The sequence below is a fragment of the Streptomyces sp. 3N207 genome, from assembly GCF_052246355.1.
Lineage (GTDB): Bacteria > Actinomycetota > Actinomycetes > Streptomycetales > Streptomycetaceae > Streptomyces.
The window spans coordinates 122,109-137,000 of sequence record NZ_JBQQBV010000008.1 but is presented as its reverse complement, the minus strand read 5'-3'; the positions used below and the strand labels follow the sequence as shown (position 1 = coordinate 137,000).

12 protein-coding genes and 1 tRNA gene are annotated in these 14,892 nt (G+C 69.3%); 10 read left to right on the top strand and 3 right to left on the bottom strand.

From position 1 onward, the window contains the following. Nucleotides 1-4 precede the first annotated feature (4 nt). The 3 genes from ACTWP9_RS14840 to ACTWP9_RS14830 are packed head-to-tail and all read left to right on the top strand — an operon-like array spanning nucleotide 5 to nucleotide 3,534. Nucleotides 5-1,849, top strand: a complete 1,845-nt coding sequence (locus tag ACTWP9_RS14840; RefSeq protein ID WP_443246590.1) for a branched-chain amino acid ABC transporter permease — start codon at nucleotides 5-7, stop codon at nucleotides 1,847-1,849. 6 nt (nucleotides 1,850-1,855) lie between these two features. Continuing rightward, entirely contained in the window at nucleotides 1,856-2,821 is a 966-nt protein-coding gene (locus ACTWP9_RS14835; RefSeq protein ID WP_443246589.1) for an ABC transporter ATP-binding protein, read from the top strand. Next, complete coding sequence (locus ACTWP9_RS14830; protein ID WP_443246731.1) at nucleotides 2,818-3,534, top strand: ABC transporter ATP-binding protein; 717 nt, start codon at nucleotides 2,818-2,820, stop codon at nucleotides 3,532-3,534. The genes ACTWP9_RS14835 and ACTWP9_RS14830 overlap by 4 nt, the downstream gene beginning before the upstream one ends. Before the next feature lie 51 nt (nucleotides 3,535-3,585). Here the strand turns inward: ACTWP9_RS14830 and ACTWP9_RS14825 are convergent, their stop codons facing one another. Then, a complete protein-coding gene (locus ACTWP9_RS14825) occupies nucleotides 3,586-4,269 on the bottom strand; it encodes an ANTAR domain-containing response regulator (protein WP_443246588.1) in 684 nt (227 codons plus the stop codon). A gap of 94 nt (nucleotides 4,270-4,363) precedes the next feature. Between ACTWP9_RS14825 and ACTWP9_RS14820 the strand changes: the two genes are divergently transcribed. From ACTWP9_RS14820 to pyk, 7 genes are all read left to right on the top strand, one after another. After that, nucleotides 4,364-4,447 (top strand) — tRNA-Leu (locus ACTWP9_RS14820). An 84-nt stretch (nucleotides 4,448-4,531) separates the two neighbouring features. Next, nucleotides 4,532-5,335: a helix-turn-helix domain-containing protein gene (locus ACTWP9_RS14815; protein ID WP_443246587.1), complete on the top strand. Its 804-nt coding sequence runs from the start codon at nucleotides 4,532-4,534 to the stop codon at nucleotides 5,333-5,335. A 120-nt stretch (nucleotides 5,336-5,455) separates the two neighbouring features. Further along, entirely contained in the window at nucleotides 5,456-7,987 is a 2,532-nt protein-coding gene (pepN, locus tag ACTWP9_RS14810; RefSeq protein ID WP_443246586.1) for an aminopeptidase N, read from the top strand. Nucleotides 7,988-8,157: 170 nt separating this feature from the next. Beyond that, on the top strand, nucleotides 8,158-9,726 hold the full coding sequence (locus tag ACTWP9_RS14805; protein WP_443246585.1) for a pyridoxal phosphate-dependent decarboxylase family protein: 1,569 nt from the start codon (nucleotides 8,158-8,160) through the stop codon (nucleotides 9,724-9,726). Next, nucleotides 9,705-11,183, top strand: coding sequence for a lysine N(6)-hydroxylase/L-ornithine N(5)-oxygenase family protein (locus tag ACTWP9_RS14800; protein ID WP_443246584.1), 1,479 nt, complete (start codon nucleotides 9,705-9,707; stop codon nucleotides 11,181-11,183). The genes ACTWP9_RS14805 and ACTWP9_RS14800 overlap by 22 nt, the downstream gene beginning before the upstream one ends. Then, entirely contained in the window at nucleotides 11,180-11,956 is a 777-nt protein-coding gene (locus tag ACTWP9_RS14795; protein ID WP_443246583.1) for an SIMPL domain-containing protein, read from the top strand. The genes ACTWP9_RS14800 and ACTWP9_RS14795 overlap by 4 nt, the downstream gene beginning before the upstream one ends. 198 nt (nucleotides 11,957-12,154) lie before the next feature. After that, nucleotides 12,155-13,582 (top strand): pyruvate kinase, encoded by a 1,428-nt coding sequence (pyk, locus tag ACTWP9_RS14790; RefSeq protein WP_443246582.1) that lies wholly within the window; start codon nucleotides 12,155-12,157, stop codon nucleotides 13,580-13,582. A gap of 58 nt (nucleotides 13,583-13,640) precedes the next feature. Here the strand turns inward: pyk and ACTWP9_RS14785 are convergent, their stop codons facing one another. Further along, the gene (locus tag ACTWP9_RS14785; protein WP_443246581.1) at nucleotides 13,641-13,973 is read right to left on the bottom strand and encodes a chorismate mutase; all 333 of its coding nucleotides are present in this window, start codon (nucleotides 13,971-13,973) and stop codon (nucleotides 13,641-13,643) included. Between the two features lie 9 nt (nucleotides 13,974-13,982). Further along, nucleotides 13,983-14,870, bottom strand: a complete 888-nt coding sequence (locus tag ACTWP9_RS14780) for a helix-turn-helix domain-containing protein (protein WP_443246730.1) — start codon at nucleotides 14,868-14,870, stop codon at nucleotides 13,983-13,985. Nucleotides 14,871-14,892 lie beyond the last annotated feature (22 nt).

Genomic DNA, 14,892 nt, shown 5'->3' with positions numbered 1-14,892 from the left:
ACCCATGACGACACAGCACACCACCGCCACCAAGGACAACGACGAAGCGGCCACCACCGGACCGCACACCCCCGCAGGACCCCCGCCGCTCCCACTCGGCGCCGACCCGTCGGCCAGCCGCAAACTGGGCCGGATCCTCATCGGCGCCGGGGCCGTCGTCGCCTTCGTGAGCACCATGCTCCCCTGGACCTGGACCTCCGAGTTCCCCGGCGACCTGACCATCGCCATGTACCCGGCCGGACTCCAGCTCCTCACCCTCACCGCCGCCGTCCTCACCGCGGCCATGCTGCTCGCCACCGCAGGCGTCCCCGGACTGCGCTGGCTCACCCCCGGCGGCAAACACAGCGCACTGCTGCTGCTGACCCTCGGCAACCTCGGCGTCACCTGGTACACGGCCGCGGCCATCGCCGTCGAACTCGGCGGCCTCGTCAACTTCGAACCCGGCATGTGGGTCGGCATCGCGGGCACCCTGCTGGCCGTCGTCGGCGCCCTCGCCCTGCCCACCGACCTCCCTCCCGACTCCGGAACCGGCGAGTCCGGGGCCTGGAAACGGCTCGTCCACGCACTCAAGGCACCCGCACCCGAGAAGGCAGCACCCATCCCCGGCTGGGCCGAGATCCTGGTGATCTGCGCCGCCTGCGCCGTCGCGCTCTACGTCTTCGCCTACGGAATCCAGGCCGAGGACGGACCGCCCTTCATCGGCTTCCTCGTACTGGCGGCGTTCGGCTTCCCCGCACTCGGCAGGGCCGGACTGCCCCGGCGGCTGTCCGTACTGGCCGGAAAGAACCGCACCACCACCCTGGCCGCCGCCTTCGTCGCGGCGCTGCTCTTCCCGCTCACCCAGAGCAACGAGGCCTACACCAACATCGCCGTCAGCGTGCTGATCTTCGCGACCGTCGCGCTCGGCCTCAACATGGTCGTCGGCCTCGCCGGCATCCTCGACCTGGGATACGTCGCCTTCCTCGGCGTCGGCGCCTACACTGCGGCGCTCGTCTCCGGAGCCGAGACCTCCTCGATCGGCATCCATGTGCCGTTCTGGGCCGCCGTGCTCATCGGCGCCGCCGTCGCCCTCGTCTTCGGCCTGGTCATCGGCTTCCCCTCACTACGGCTGCACGGCGACTACCTCGCCATCGTCACCCTCGGCTTCGGAGAGATCTTCCGGATCTCCGTACAGAACCTCGACGGCGACTCCGGCCCCAACGTCACCAACGGGCCCAACGGCATCCCCAACATCCCCGACCTGGAGATCTTCGGCTTCAACCTCGGCGAGCCCCACACCATCCTCGGCTTCGAACTCGGCCGGTTCGCCAACTACTACCTGCTGATGCTCGTATTCACCGCGATCGTCGTCACCGTCTTCCGACGCTCCGACAACTCCCGTATCGGCCGCGCCTGGATCGCCATCCGCGAGGACGAGGTCGCAGCCCGCGCCATGGGCGTCAACGCCTTCCGGCTCAAGCTGATGGCCTTCGCCCTCGGCGCCACCCTCGCCGGGATGGCGGGCACCGTCCTCGCCCACGTCGAGTTCTCCGTCACCCCCGAGTCGTACAAGTTCGTACACACCGCGCCACCCAACTCCGCCTTCCTCCTGATCGCCGTCATCCTCGGCGGCATGGGCACCGTCAGCGGCCCGCTCATCGGCGCCGCACTGCTCTACCTCATCCCGGCCAAACTCCAGTTCATGGCCGACTACCAGCTGCTGCTCTTCGGCATCGCCCTCATCCTGCTGATGCGCTTCAGGCCCGAGGGCCTCATCGCCGACCGCCGCAAGCAGCTCGAGTTCCACGAGACGGGGCAACTCGACGTCCCCACGGCAGCGACCCCCGGCCTCGGCAAGACGGAGGCGTGAGACGAGATGACGACCACCACCACACCCGCCGACACGCCCACCCCCGGCCCCGGCCCGGCCCCGGGCGACGTCGTACTCGACGCCTCCGGCGTCACCATGCGCTTCGGCGGCCTCACCGCCGTACGGAACGTGAACCTCGATGTGCACGCCGGAGAGATCGTCGGCCTCATCGGACCCAACGGCGCCGGCAAAACCACCTTCTTCAACTGCCTCACCGGCCTCTACATCCCCACCGAAGGAACGGTGCGCTACAAAGGCACCGTCCTGCCCCACCGCTCCCACCTGGTCACCCAGGCAGGCATCGCCCGCACCTTCCAGAACATCCGGCTCTTCGCCAACATGACCGTCCTGGAAAACGTCCTCGTCGGCCGCCACACCCGCACCCACGAGGGCCTCTTCTCCGCCCTCATCCGCGGCCCCCGCTTCCGCAGAGCCGAAGAAGAATCCGAAGAACGCGCCATGGAACTGCTGCGCTTCACCGGCCTCGAAGACAAACGCGAACACCTCGCACGCAACCTCCCCTACGGAGAACAACGCAAGCTGGAGATCGCCCGCGCCCTCGCCAGCGAACCCGGACTGCTGCTCCTGGACGAACCCACCGCGGGCATGACCGCCGGCGAAACCACCGCCACCCGCGAACTCGTCCTCGCCATCCGCGACCAAGGCACCGCCGTCCTCGTCATCGAGCACGACATGCGGTTCATCTTCAACCTCTGCGACCGGGTCGCCGTCCTCGTCCAAGGCGAGAAACTCGTCGAAGGCACCCCCGAGACCGTGCAGCGCGACGAACGCGTCATCGCCGCCTACCTCGGCACCCCCTTCGAAGGCGAACCCGGCGAAGCCGAAGCAGCCGAGGTACAGGCGGCGGAAGAGGCCGGCACCGCCGCTCCGCGGGACAAGAAAGCCACTGCCCCGCCGGACGAAGCAGCGGCTGCCCCGCGGGACGGGAAGCAGGAAGGGAAGACGGACTGATGGCCCTGCTCGAAGTCGAGGACCTGCGCGTCGCCTACGGCAAGATCGAGGCCGTCAAAGGCATCTCGTTCACCGTCGACGCCGGCGAGGTCGTCACCCTTATCGGCACCAACGGCGCAGGGAAGACCACCACCCTGCGCACCCTCTCCGGACTGCTCAAACCCGCCACCGGAAAGATCACCTTCGAAGGGCAGGTACTCAACGGAGTCGGCGCCCACAAGATCGTCTCCATGGGCCTCGCCCACTCCCCCGAAGGCCGCCGCATCTTCCCCCGGCTCAGCATCGAGGAGAACCTCCAGCTCGGCGCCTTCCTCCGCAAGGACGCCGAGAGCATCGCCAAAGACATCGACAGCGCCTACGAGCGCTTCCCCATCCTCGGAGAACGCCGCCGCCAGGCCGCCGGCACCCTCTCCGGCGGGGAACAGCAGATGCTCGCCATGGCCCGCGCACTGATGTCCCGCCCCAAACTGCTGATGCTCGACGAACCCTCCATGGGACTCTCACCGATCATGATGCAGAAGATCATGTCCACCATCAGCGAGCTGAAGGAGCAGGGGACAACCATCCTGCTCGTCGAACAGAACGCCCAAGCAGCGCTCTCCCTCGCCGACCACGGCCATGTGATGGAAACCGGCAGCATCACCCTGTCAGGCACCGGAGAAGAACTCATGCACGACGAATCAGTACGCAAGGCATACCTCGGCGAAGACTGAACGCGAGAGGGCGCCCACCATCGTCGTAGGCGCCCCCTCACTTCCCGCCCGCTACTGCTGCTTCTTACGCTCCTCGGCGTCAGCGATGACCGCCTCCGCCACCTGCTGCATCGACAGCCGACGGTCCATCGACGTCTTCTGAATCCACCGGAACGCAGCCGGCTCCGTCAGCCCGTACTGCGTCTGCAGCACACTCTTGGCCCGATCCACCAGCTTCCGCGTCTCCAACCGCTGGGAGAGGTCCGCGACCTCCTTCTCCAGCGCCTTCAGCTCCGTGAACCGGGACACCGCCATCTCGATGGCCGGCACCACATCGGTCTTGCTGAACGGCTTCACCAGATAAGCCATGGCCCCGGCATCCCGAGCCCGCTCGACCAGCTCACGCTGAGAGAAAGCAGTAAGCATCAGCACCGGGGCGATACTCTCCTCGGCGATCTTCTCCGCCGCGGAGATACCATCCAGCACCGGCATCTTCACATCGAGAATGCACAGGTCAGGGCGGTGCTCGCGGGCCAGCTCCACCGCCCGTTGGCCGTCGCCGGCCTCACCGACGACGGTGTAGCCCTCCTCCTCCAGCATCTCCTTGAGATCCATCCGGATCAGCGCCTCGTCCTCCGCGATCACGACCCGGGTCGTCGCCGGAGGTACATGCGCACTACCGTCCGTCGACGTCTCCGCCTCGACGGGCTCTGCACTCTGGGCACTCTCAGGCTCGGGGAAGTCCGCCGCGCTCACTTGGCTCCTCGTTTCCGCACAGGTGGGAGCTTCGAGCCTACCTAGTGACCATGGAGAGGGCTTACCCGGTACACTCCTGGTGCGGCGCGTGCCAGCCGGGTTGATGGAATCGGTAGACATGATCCCCTCAAAAGGGATTGCTCGAAAGGGCGTGCGGGTTCGAGTCCCGCACCCGGCACCGAAACAGGGCCCCTCTCACTCGTACGAGTGAGAGGGGCCCTGTTCTTTCCCCTCGTCATGGCGGGGGCGTGATGCTCCCCACATGAAACAGCACGAGCCTTCGAAACGGGCACAGGCAATCGCTCTGCACGAGCGAGGAGCATCCAACCGCGAGGTGTCGCAACGCCTCCAAGTCCCCTACGGCACGGTCGGCTACTGGTTACACAGGGAGCGGGTGCGTCGGGCGGGAGGCGCACTGCACCGCGGCCGGGACTGGCGGCGGCGGGAGTGCCCGCGCTGCGAGGGCCGCGCCTTCGACCGACAGGCGTACGCGTACCTGCTCGGTCTCTACCTCGGCGACGGCCACATCATCCAGTACTCCGAGCACCGGGTGCCCAGCCTCATGGTGACCTGCGCCGACGCCTGGCCCGGCCTGATGGACGAGTGTGAGACAGCGATGCGGCGGGTGTTACCGCACAACTCTGTCTCCAGGGCTGCAAAGAAGGGCTGCCACAACGTAAAGGTGTACTCCCAGCACCTTTGGTGCCTCTTCCCCCAGCACGGGCCGGGGAGGAAGCACGAGCGCCGAATCACCTTGGCTTCCTGGCAGCAAAAAATCGTCGACGCGTACCCCTGGGAGCTCATCCGTGGGCTGGTGCACTCCGACGGCTGCCGGATCACCAACTGGACCACGCGCATGGTCGGCGGGCAGCGGAAGCGGTACGAGTATCCGCGCTACCTCTTCACCAACAAGTCCGACGACATCCGCGAGCTCTACTGCCGCACCCTCGACCAGGTCGGCGTCGAGTGGAAGGTCACCAAGCGCGGCACGGTGCCGTACAACATCTCCGTCGCCCGGCGTGCTTCCGTGGCGCTGATGGATGTGCATGTCGGGGCGAAGTGGTGAGGCGGGGAGACAGTGCCGCAGGGGCGCAACGCCAGCCACATGGCCGGGAGTTGCTCCGGGATGGCAAGCCGTGGGCGGATACCGGTGCGTGGGGTGCGCGGGTGCGGCACTATGGCGCGCATGGTCGTGTTGACGCGTGCGGAAGCGCAGGGGCGGGCTCGGGTTGTGGCGGTGCGGCAGTATGCCGTGGATCTTGATCTGACGCGGGGGGAGGATGTGTTCGGGTCCACGACCGTGGTGCGGTTCGCCGCGCTGGAGGCGGGTGTGGACACCTTCGTGGAGGTGCGGCCGAGCCGGCTGGTGCGGGTCGAGCTGGACGGGGTGGGGATCGATCCGGGGGAGCTGTGCGAGGGACGGCTGCCGCTGCGGGGGCTGGCGGCCGGGGAGCACGAGCTGCGGGTCGAGGCGCTGATGCCGTACTCGCGGCTGGGTGAGGGCATGCACCGTTTCACGGACCCGGAGGACGGCTGTGCGTATGTGTACACGCAGTGCTGTGTGGCTGATGCGCCGTTGGTGTTCGCTTGTTTTGACCAGCCTGATTTGAAGGCGGAGTTCCGGGTGTCGGTGACGGCTCCGGCGGGGTGGACGGTGTTGGGCAACGGGGTTGCCGCGCGTGGTGGGGAGGGTGGGCGGTGGGAGTGTGCGCCGACGCCGCCGATCAGTACGTATTTGATGGCGGTGGTTGCGGGTCCGTTCCATTCGGTGCGGACGGAGCACGCGGGGTTGCCGTTCGGGCTGCATGTGCGTAGGTCGCTGGGGGCGTATTTGGAGGCGGATGCGGGGGAGCTGCTGGAGGTGACGCGGCGCTGCTTCGACCGCTTTCATGAGATCTTCGATGAGCCGTATCCGTTCGACTCCTATGATCAGGCGTTCGTGCCGGAGTTCAATTCGGGGGCGATGGAGAACCCGGGTCTGGTGACGTTCCGGGACGAGTTCGTCTTCCGTTCGGCGGTCACTGATACGGAGCGGCAGACGCGGGCGATGGTGATTGCGCATGAGATGGCGCATATGTGGTTCGGCGATCTGGTGACGTTGTGTTGGTGGGACGATATCTGGCTGAACGAGTCGTTTGCGGAGTACATGGGCTATCAGGTGTTGAGTGAGGCGACGCGCTTCACGGATACCTGGACGGATTTCGCGGTGGAGCGGAAGTGCTGGGGGTACGACGCGGATGAGCGGCCGTCGACGCATCCGGTGGCGCCGGATGCGGATGCGGTGCCGGATACGGCGGCGGCGCGGGGCAATTTCGACGGGATCTCGTATGCGAAGGGTGCTTCGGCGCTGCGGCAGTTGGTGGTGTGGCTGGGTGAGAAGAGTTTCCTGGCGGGTATCAATGGGCATTTCGCGCGGCATCGGTTCGGTAATGCGACGCTTGCGGATTTTCTCGACTCGTTGGGCCGGGCCTCGGAGAGGGATGTGCGTGGTTGGGCGGAGAGCTGGCTGCGGACGACGGGTGTGGACACGTTGGTGCCGCGGGTAGGCGAGTCGGAGGCGCGGCAGTGGTATGTGGATGTGGAGCATCGCGGGGACCGGCCGCATCGGTTGGCGGTGGGGTTGTACGACCGGGCTCCGGTGGACGAGTCGCGGTTGGTGCTGCGGGAGCGGCTGGAGCGGGATGTGCCGCCGGGTGGTGGTCGGCTGACGGTGACGCTGGATGGGCCGCGTCCGGATCTGGTGCTGGTCAACGATCTGGACTGGACGTATGCGAAGGTGCGGCTGGATCCGGTGTCGTGGGGGACGGTGCGTTCGTCGCTGTCGGGGTTGCCGGGGCAGTTGTCGCGTGCGGTGGTGTGGAATGCGGCGCGGGACATGGTGCGGGAGGCGGAGTTGGGGCCGCTGGAGTTCGTGCGTGTGGTGCGGGCTCATCTGCCGTACGAGACGGACAATGCGGTGGTGCAGGGGGTGTTGGCGTTTGCGCGGGGTCATGCGGCGGACCGTTTTCTGGTGGGTGCGGAGCGTACGGAGGCGCTGGGGTTGCTGGGTGAGGTGTGCCGTGAGCTGCTGGAGGGCGGTGGTGGGGGCGGTGTGGCTGCTGGTGGTTCGGGGGTGCGGCTGACGGCGGCGCGGTATTTCATCGACTGTGCGACGGGGCCGGAGGATTTGCTGGCGTGGCGGGCGGCTGAGCGGGTGCCGGGTGGTGGTCCGGCGCTGGATGTGGAGCTGCGGTGGCGGCTGTTGTTGCGGCTGTCGGTGCTGGGTGCGGTGGGCGCGGCGGATATCGATGAGGTTCGTGCGGGTGATCCGAGTGCGCGGGGTGAGGAGGCGGCGGCGCGGTGTCGGGCGGCTTTGCCGAGTGCGGCGGCGAAGGAGGCGGCGTGGGAGGCGATGTTCGGCCCTGCGGATGCGTTGTCGAACTACTTGTTCACGGCCACGGCTCAGGGTTTCTGGCAGCCGGAGCAGTGGGAGTTGCTGGGCGGCTATGTGGAGCGGTATTTCGCCGATGTGGTGCCGCTGGCGGCTCGTCGTGGTCCGGCGCTGGCGGAGGCGGCGGGGCGGTATGCCTTCCCTGAGGCGTTTGTCGATGAGGAGACGCTGACTCGCGGTGAGGAGTGTTTGACTTCGGGTGCCCCGGTGCCTGAGCTTCGGCGGCGTCTGGAGGATCAGCTGGACGATTTGCGGCGGGCTTTGGGGGTGCGGGCTGCGGTGGCGTGAGGGTGCGGGGTCTCTTACCAGATCCGGCGCGTCGGTCGGGGCGGATCTACCTCCTTCGGGCGAAGTAGCGCGGAGATCGCCGGGCGGCACAGTACGCGGCACCTAAGTTAGGCCGCCCTAACCAATCGTGGTCGCGGTCGTGTTCGGCCGCTGTGTACGAGAGAGCCGCCATGTCTGTGCCTGCGTCTGCATTCACCATCCCGGGTGGGAGAACGGTCCCGGATCCAGGTCCGGAAACTGGACCTGTCGGCCTGCTGGCGGGCGGGCCGGCCGGTCCGGCCGCGTTGCGTCCGCTGCTCGGCACGGTGGTGGGGGCACTGTCGCGGGGTGCGGTGGAGCGAGGGGGACCGCTGCCGGAGGGCGGCCCTGAGGCGGTCGCCGCGCGGGTGCGGGCTGCTGTGGGCGCGGCGTTGCCGGAGCACGGTGCGGGTGCCACGGAGGCGTTGGATGTGCTGGTCGGCGCGGTGGCGCGTGGGGCGGCTGATCCGGCGGAGCCGCTGTGCGCGGCGCATCTGCACTGTCCTCCGCTGGCGGTGGCGGCTGCCGCCGATGTGGCGGCCAGTGCGCTGAACCCGTCGCTGGATTCGTGGGACCAGGCGCCTGCTGCCTCGGAGCTGGAGGTGCTGGTGTGTCGTGCACTGGCGCGGCTGGTGTTCCCTGGGGACGGTGCGGCGGCGGTGCCGGAGGCGTTGGTGACGACCGGCGGTACGGAGGCGAACCAGCTCGGGCTGTTGCTGGCCCGCGAGCGGTCTCGTACGGACGGTGGTGGCGGCCCGGCGCGGCTGGTGTGCGGTGCGAACGCGCATCACAGTGTGCATCGTTCGGCATGGCTGCTGGGGATGGAGCCGCCGCTGGTGGTGCCGACGCCGCGTGGGGTGCTGGATCCCTCGGCGCTGGAGACGGCGCTGGGCGACCTGGCGCGGGGGGATCCGGCGCGGGGGGATCGGGCGCGGGGCGAGGTGACAGCAGCGGCACCGGCACTGGTGGTGGCGACGGCGGGAACGACGGACACGGGTGCCGTCGACCCGTTGCTGCGGATCGCCGAGGTGGCGCACCGCCATGGTGCCCGGCTGCATGTGGATGCGGCGTACGGCGGCCCGCTGCTGTTCAGTGCGGGGCTGCGGGGGCGGCTTGCGGGGCTGGAGCTCGCGGACAGTGTGACGTTCGATCTGCACAAGCTGGGCTGGCAGCCGGTGGCTGCGGGTTTTCTGGCCGTACCGGACGGGAGCGTGCTGCGTGTCCTCGACCACCGGGCCGACTATCTCAACGCCGTCGACGATACCGAGGCGGGCCTGCCTGATCTGCTGGGCCGGTCGCTGCGCACGACGCGGCGGCCGGACGTGCTGAAGGTGGCGGTGACGTTGCGGGCGTTGGGTCGGGCGGGGATGGCGCGGCTGGTGGAGAGTACCTGTGCGGCGGCGGTGGAGTTGGCGGACCGGGTGGTGCAGGACGAGCGGTTCGAGCTGTACGCGCGCCCGGCAATCTCCACGGTGGTGTTCCGCCCGGTGGGCGGGGACGACGCGCTGGTGGCGCGGGTGCGGCGGCGGCTGCTGGAGCGGGGGCAGGCGGTGCTGGGCCGGGCTGCGCTGGACGGCCGGCTGTGGTGGAAGGTGACGCTGCTCAACCCGGCGGTGGGGGGAAGCGATCTGGCGGCGCTGCTCAAGCTCGTGGCGGAGGCAGGGGCAGAGGCGGCGGCGGAGGAGTCGGCGGGATCGGTATGCGAGGGAGCGGACGCGTGAGGGATGTCGAGCAGGGGTCGGCGGCGGCCGAGGATGTGGGGGAGCCGTTGGATGTGGTGGGAGTCGGGGTCGGTCCGTTCAATCTCTCGCTGGCGGCGTTGGGTGACGGGCTGCCGGGACTGCGGTGCGCCTTCTACGAGCAGCGGGCCGCGTTCCGCTGGCATCCGGGGCTGCTGATCGAGGGGGCGACGCTTCAGGTGCCGTTCCTGGCGGATCTGGTGACGTTGGCGGATCCGGCGAGCCCTTGGTCGTTCCTGCGGTTCCTGCGGGAGCGGCAGCGGCTGTTCCCGTTCTACTTCGCGGAGCGGTTCCATATCGAGCGAGCGGAGTACGACGCGTATTGCCGGTGGGTGAGCGAGGGCGTGCCCGGACTGTACTTCGGGCACCAAGTGGACTCGGTGCGCTGGATCGCCGAACGGGGCCTGTTCCAGGTCGACTTCACGCAGCTGGGTGCGTACGGCGAGGCGGAGGCGCTGGGCAGGTCGTACGCGCGGAACGTGGTGCTGGGGATCGGTACGGCCCCGCATGTGCCGCGGGCGTTGCGACCGCTGGCGGAGGCGCCGTCGGTGCCGGTGTGCCACTCGTCGGCGTATTTGGAGCACCGGGAGGAGCTGTTGGGGGCGGGGCATGTGACGGTGGTCGGGTCGGGCCAGTCGGGTGCCGAGGTGTTCCTGGATCTGCTGCGCCGGCGTCCGGTGGGGCGGGAGGGGCTGCACTGGCTGACGCGCAGTGCGGCGTTCGCGCCGATGGAGTACAGCAAGTTGGGTCTGGAGCACTTCACTCCGGACTACACCCGTTATTTCCATGGCCTGCCCGAGCGGGTACGTGACGGGTTGGTGCCCCGGCAGTGGCAGCTGCACAAGGCGGTGGACGCGGAGACGTTGGCGGCGGTGCACGACGAGCTGTACCGCAGGACGCTGCTGCTGGACGGCGGGGGCGGTCGCGGTGTCACCGGTCAAGATGGTGACGGCGGTAGCTGGCCTGACGCGGTGCTCACGCCCGGGGTGCGGGTGCGGACGGCCGGGCGGGGCGGCGGCTCGCAGCTGGAGCTGCATCTGGAACACGCGGAGCAGCAGGAGCGGAGCGTACTGACGACGGACGCGGTGGTGCTTGCCACCGGGTACACCGAGCGCCCGGCGGACGGGATGCTGGCAGCGCTGGATCCGTATCTGCGCCGGGACGGCTCGGATCGTCCGCTGGTGGACCAGGAGTACCGGCTGGTGCTGGACCCCGCGGTCACCGGCTCGGTCTTCGTGCAGAACGCGGAGCGGCACACGCACGGGGTGGGGGCGCCGGATCTGGGGCTGGCCGCGCACCGTAGTGCGGTGATCCTCAACGCGGTGACGGGCCGGGAGAGTTACCCGCTGCCGGAGCGTACGGCCTTCACCCGGTTCGGGCTCGGGGCCGACCGGTCGGGCGCCGGAGCTGCGGGGAGGTCTGCCACAGTTGGCGTATGACACAGATACCGGGAACTCCACCGCCTCCTCCCCCACCGCTGCACGGTGCCGACGCGGACTCCGGCCTGGAGGCCGGTCCGGGCGGCGGCTTCGGCGCCGTGCCCTACGGCACCCCTGACGCGCCGCGGGTGGCGGTGCGCGGGGAGGCGAGCCTGGAGTTCGACCCGGAGTATGCGCGGATCGGTATCTCGGTGTCCGCACGCGGTACCGACCGGCGTGCTGCGCTGGAGGATCTGACGCGGCGCAACGCGCGTGCGCTGGAGTTGGTCAAGAGCTACGGCGATGCGGTGGAGAAGCTGTCGACGGGGACGTTCAGTGTGCAGCCCCAGATGCGGGACGGTAAGCGGGAGCGGGTGCACGCCTATGACGGGCGGGTGCGGCTGAATGCCACCGTCACGGATTTCACGGTGCTGGGTGAGCTGACGACGCGGCTGGCCGATCTGGAGCTGACGCAGGTCCAGGGTCCGTGGTGGGGGCTGTGGCGGAACTCGCCGGCGCACCGTACGGCGCGGCAGCAGGCGGTACGGGAGGCGGTGACGCGGGCCCGGGAGTACGCGGAGGCGCTGGGGGCGCGGTTGGTGGCGCTGGTCGAGCTGGCGGATCTGGGTGCGGAGAACAGCGCTCCGCCGCCTTATCCGGCGGCGCCCGGGGGTTTGGGCGGGTACGGCAGGGCGGCCGGGCCGCCGCCGGCGCTGGATCTGGAGCCGCAGCGGCAGACGGTGTCCGCACAGGTCAACGCGCGCTTCGTGCTGAGTCCGCCGCAGCTGGACTGATCCGCGAGCAGGGCGCGAGGGGCGCTCGGCTGTTCCGTCTCGGCAGTCGAGACGGAACAGTCCGGTGGGCGCTCATCAGAGCAAATGGCCGCCCACTTTAATAGTTGTCCTCGGGATTGAATGGCTTTTCGGTAAAAGGCGGTTGGACAATTGTCCGGTGGCCGTTCTTTACGCGCCGGTAAGTCTTAGGCTCGGGCTATGCGCCGAGCGAAAATCGTCAGCACCCTGGGCCCGTCCACCGACTCGTACGAGCAGATCAAGACGCTCGTAGAGGCCGGAATGGATGTTGCCCGGTTCAACATGAGCCACGGAACGCACGCCGAGCACGAGGAGCGCTACCACCGGGTGCGCGCCGCCTCGGAGGAGACACAGCGGAACGTGGGGGTGCTCGCGGACCTTCAAGGCCCGAAGATCCGGCTGGGCCGCTTCCAGGAAGGGCCTGTACTCCTTGAACGGGGCGACGAGTTCGCGATCACGGTCGAGGAGATGGAGGGTGACCGCTCGATGTGCGGCACCACCTACCCCGGGCTGGCCGCCGATGTCACGGCGGGTGAGCGGATCCTGGTGGACGACGGCCGGGTGACGCTGGAGGTCACCCGCGTCGAGGGCTCCGTGGTGCACACGATGGTCATCGAGGGCGGCATGGTCTCCGACCACAAGGGGCTCAACCTGCCGGGGGTCGCGGTCTCCGTGCCCGCGCTCTCCGAAAAGGACATCGAGGATCTGCGCTGGGCGCTGCGCATGGGCGCCGATCTGATCGCCCTCTCCTTCGTGCGCAGCGGGCACGACATCAAGGAGGTCCACCGTGTGATGGCGGAGGAGGGCCGGCGGCTGCCCGTCCTCGCCAAGCTGGAGAAGCCCCAGGCGGTGGCGAACCTGGAGTCCATCGTGGACGCGTTCGACGGCATCATGGTCGCCCGCGGTGATCTGGGCGTGGAGATGCCGCTGGAGCAGGTGCCGCTGGTGCAGAAGCGGGCCATCAAGCTGTGCCGCCGGAACGCCAAGCCGGTGATCGTGGCGACGCAGATGCTGGACTCGATGATCGACGCCTCCCGCCCCACGCGCGCGGAGGCCAGCGACGTGGCCAACGCGGTGATGGACGGTACCGACGCGGTGATGCTCTCCGGCGAGACCAGCGTCGGGAAGTACCCGGTCGAGACGGTGCGGACGATGAGCCGGATCGTCGAGGCGGCCGAGGAGGACATGCTCGCCAAGGGGCTGCCGCCGCTGACGCAGAGCAGCAAGCCGCGTACCCAGGGCGGTGCGGTGGCCCGTGCCGCCGCGGAGATGGGCGACTTCCTCGGCGCCAAGTATCTGGTGGCCTTCACCCAGTCCGGAGACACGGTCCGCAGGCTGTCCCGCTACCGCTCCCCCATCCCCGTGCTGGCCTTCACCCCGGACCCGGCGACCCGCTCGCAGCTCAACCTCACCTGGGGTGTGGAGACCTTCCTCGGGCCGATGGTGCAGACCACGGACGAGATGGTGGACCAGGTCGACGAGATGCTGCTGAAGCTGGGCCGCTGCGACCGCGGCGACCTGGTCATCATCACCGCGGGCTCGCCGCCCGGCGTCCCCGGCTCGACCAACCTGGTGCGGGTGCACCGGCTGGGCGAGGAGGACGCCTGAGCGGCGGCGGGATCTCCTGACGGACCGGTGTGGCCCGGGCTGCCTGATGCGGCCCGGGTCAGCTGTTGTGCTGCTGGACGCCCCCGGCGATCTGCTCGTGGTGGCGGATCACCTCGGCGATGATGAAGTTCAGCAGCTTCTCGGCGAAGGCCGGGTCCAGCTTGGCGTCCTTGGCCAGCTCGCGCAGCCGGGCGATCTGCCGGGCCTCGCGGGCCGGATCGGCCGGAGGCAGGTGATGGTCGGCCTTGAGGCGGCCTACGCGCTGGGTGCACTTGAAGCGCTCGGCGAGCATGTGCACCACGGCGGCATCGATGTTGTCGATGCTGTCGCGCAGCGCGGACAGCTCCGCGCGTACGGACTCGTCGGGCTGCTGGATGTTGCTGCTGGTCATCGCCCGACCCTATCCGCTGAGCCGGCTGCACGGGATGGTCGGTGGGTGGTCCGGGTCGGGGACGCGGCTGGCGTAGCCGCCGGGGACCTTGCGGGACTGGGCGGTGCGGAAGTGGACGGGCGGGGTGCCCACCCGGCGGGTGAAGAGGCGGGAGAAGTAGGCCGGGTCGTCGTAGCCGACGCGGCGGGCGACCGTGGAGACGGGCAGATCGGTGCCGGCCAGCAGTTCCTTGGCGCGGCCGAGGCGGATGCCCAGCAGATAGTCCTTCGGGCTGCACCCGGCGCTGCGGCGTACCGCGGCGCGTAGTTCGGCGGGGGTCATACCGTGCCGCGCCGCGTGGTCGGCGACGGAGAGCGGGAGGAAGGCGTCGCGGGCCAGGGCCTGGAGGACGGGTGCGCCGTCCGCCGTGGTGTCGGCGCGGGCCCGGCGCAGGGCGACGAGGAGTTCATGGACGGCGGCTGCGGCCTCCACCTCCAGCAGCGGGTTCCCGGGGCGCGCCGAGCGGGCGATCCGGGCGATGGCGGCACGCGCCGGGCCCGCGTCGCTGAGGGGGACGAGGGGACGGTGCGGTTCTATGCAGCCCAGTTCGGTGTAGGCGGTCACGGCGGAGCCGGTGAAGTCGACGAAGCTCTCGTCCCAGCCCACGCCGGGGTCGGCGCCGAAGTGGTGCCGTACGCCCGGGGTGAGCCACAGCAGTGCGGGGGCCACCACCTCCCGGCGGCGGCCTTCCGGATCGCCGGGGTCCGTGTACCAGCCGCGGCCTCCGCTGATGACGATGGCGACGTGGTGGTCGAGGGTGCGCGGGCCGACCGGGGGCAGCGCACCGTGCTGCATACCGACGCCGAGGCAGACCAGGCCGAGCCGGTGGTGTACGGGGCCCGGGGTGAAGTACCGCATCCAGGACTGATACCGGTGCTCG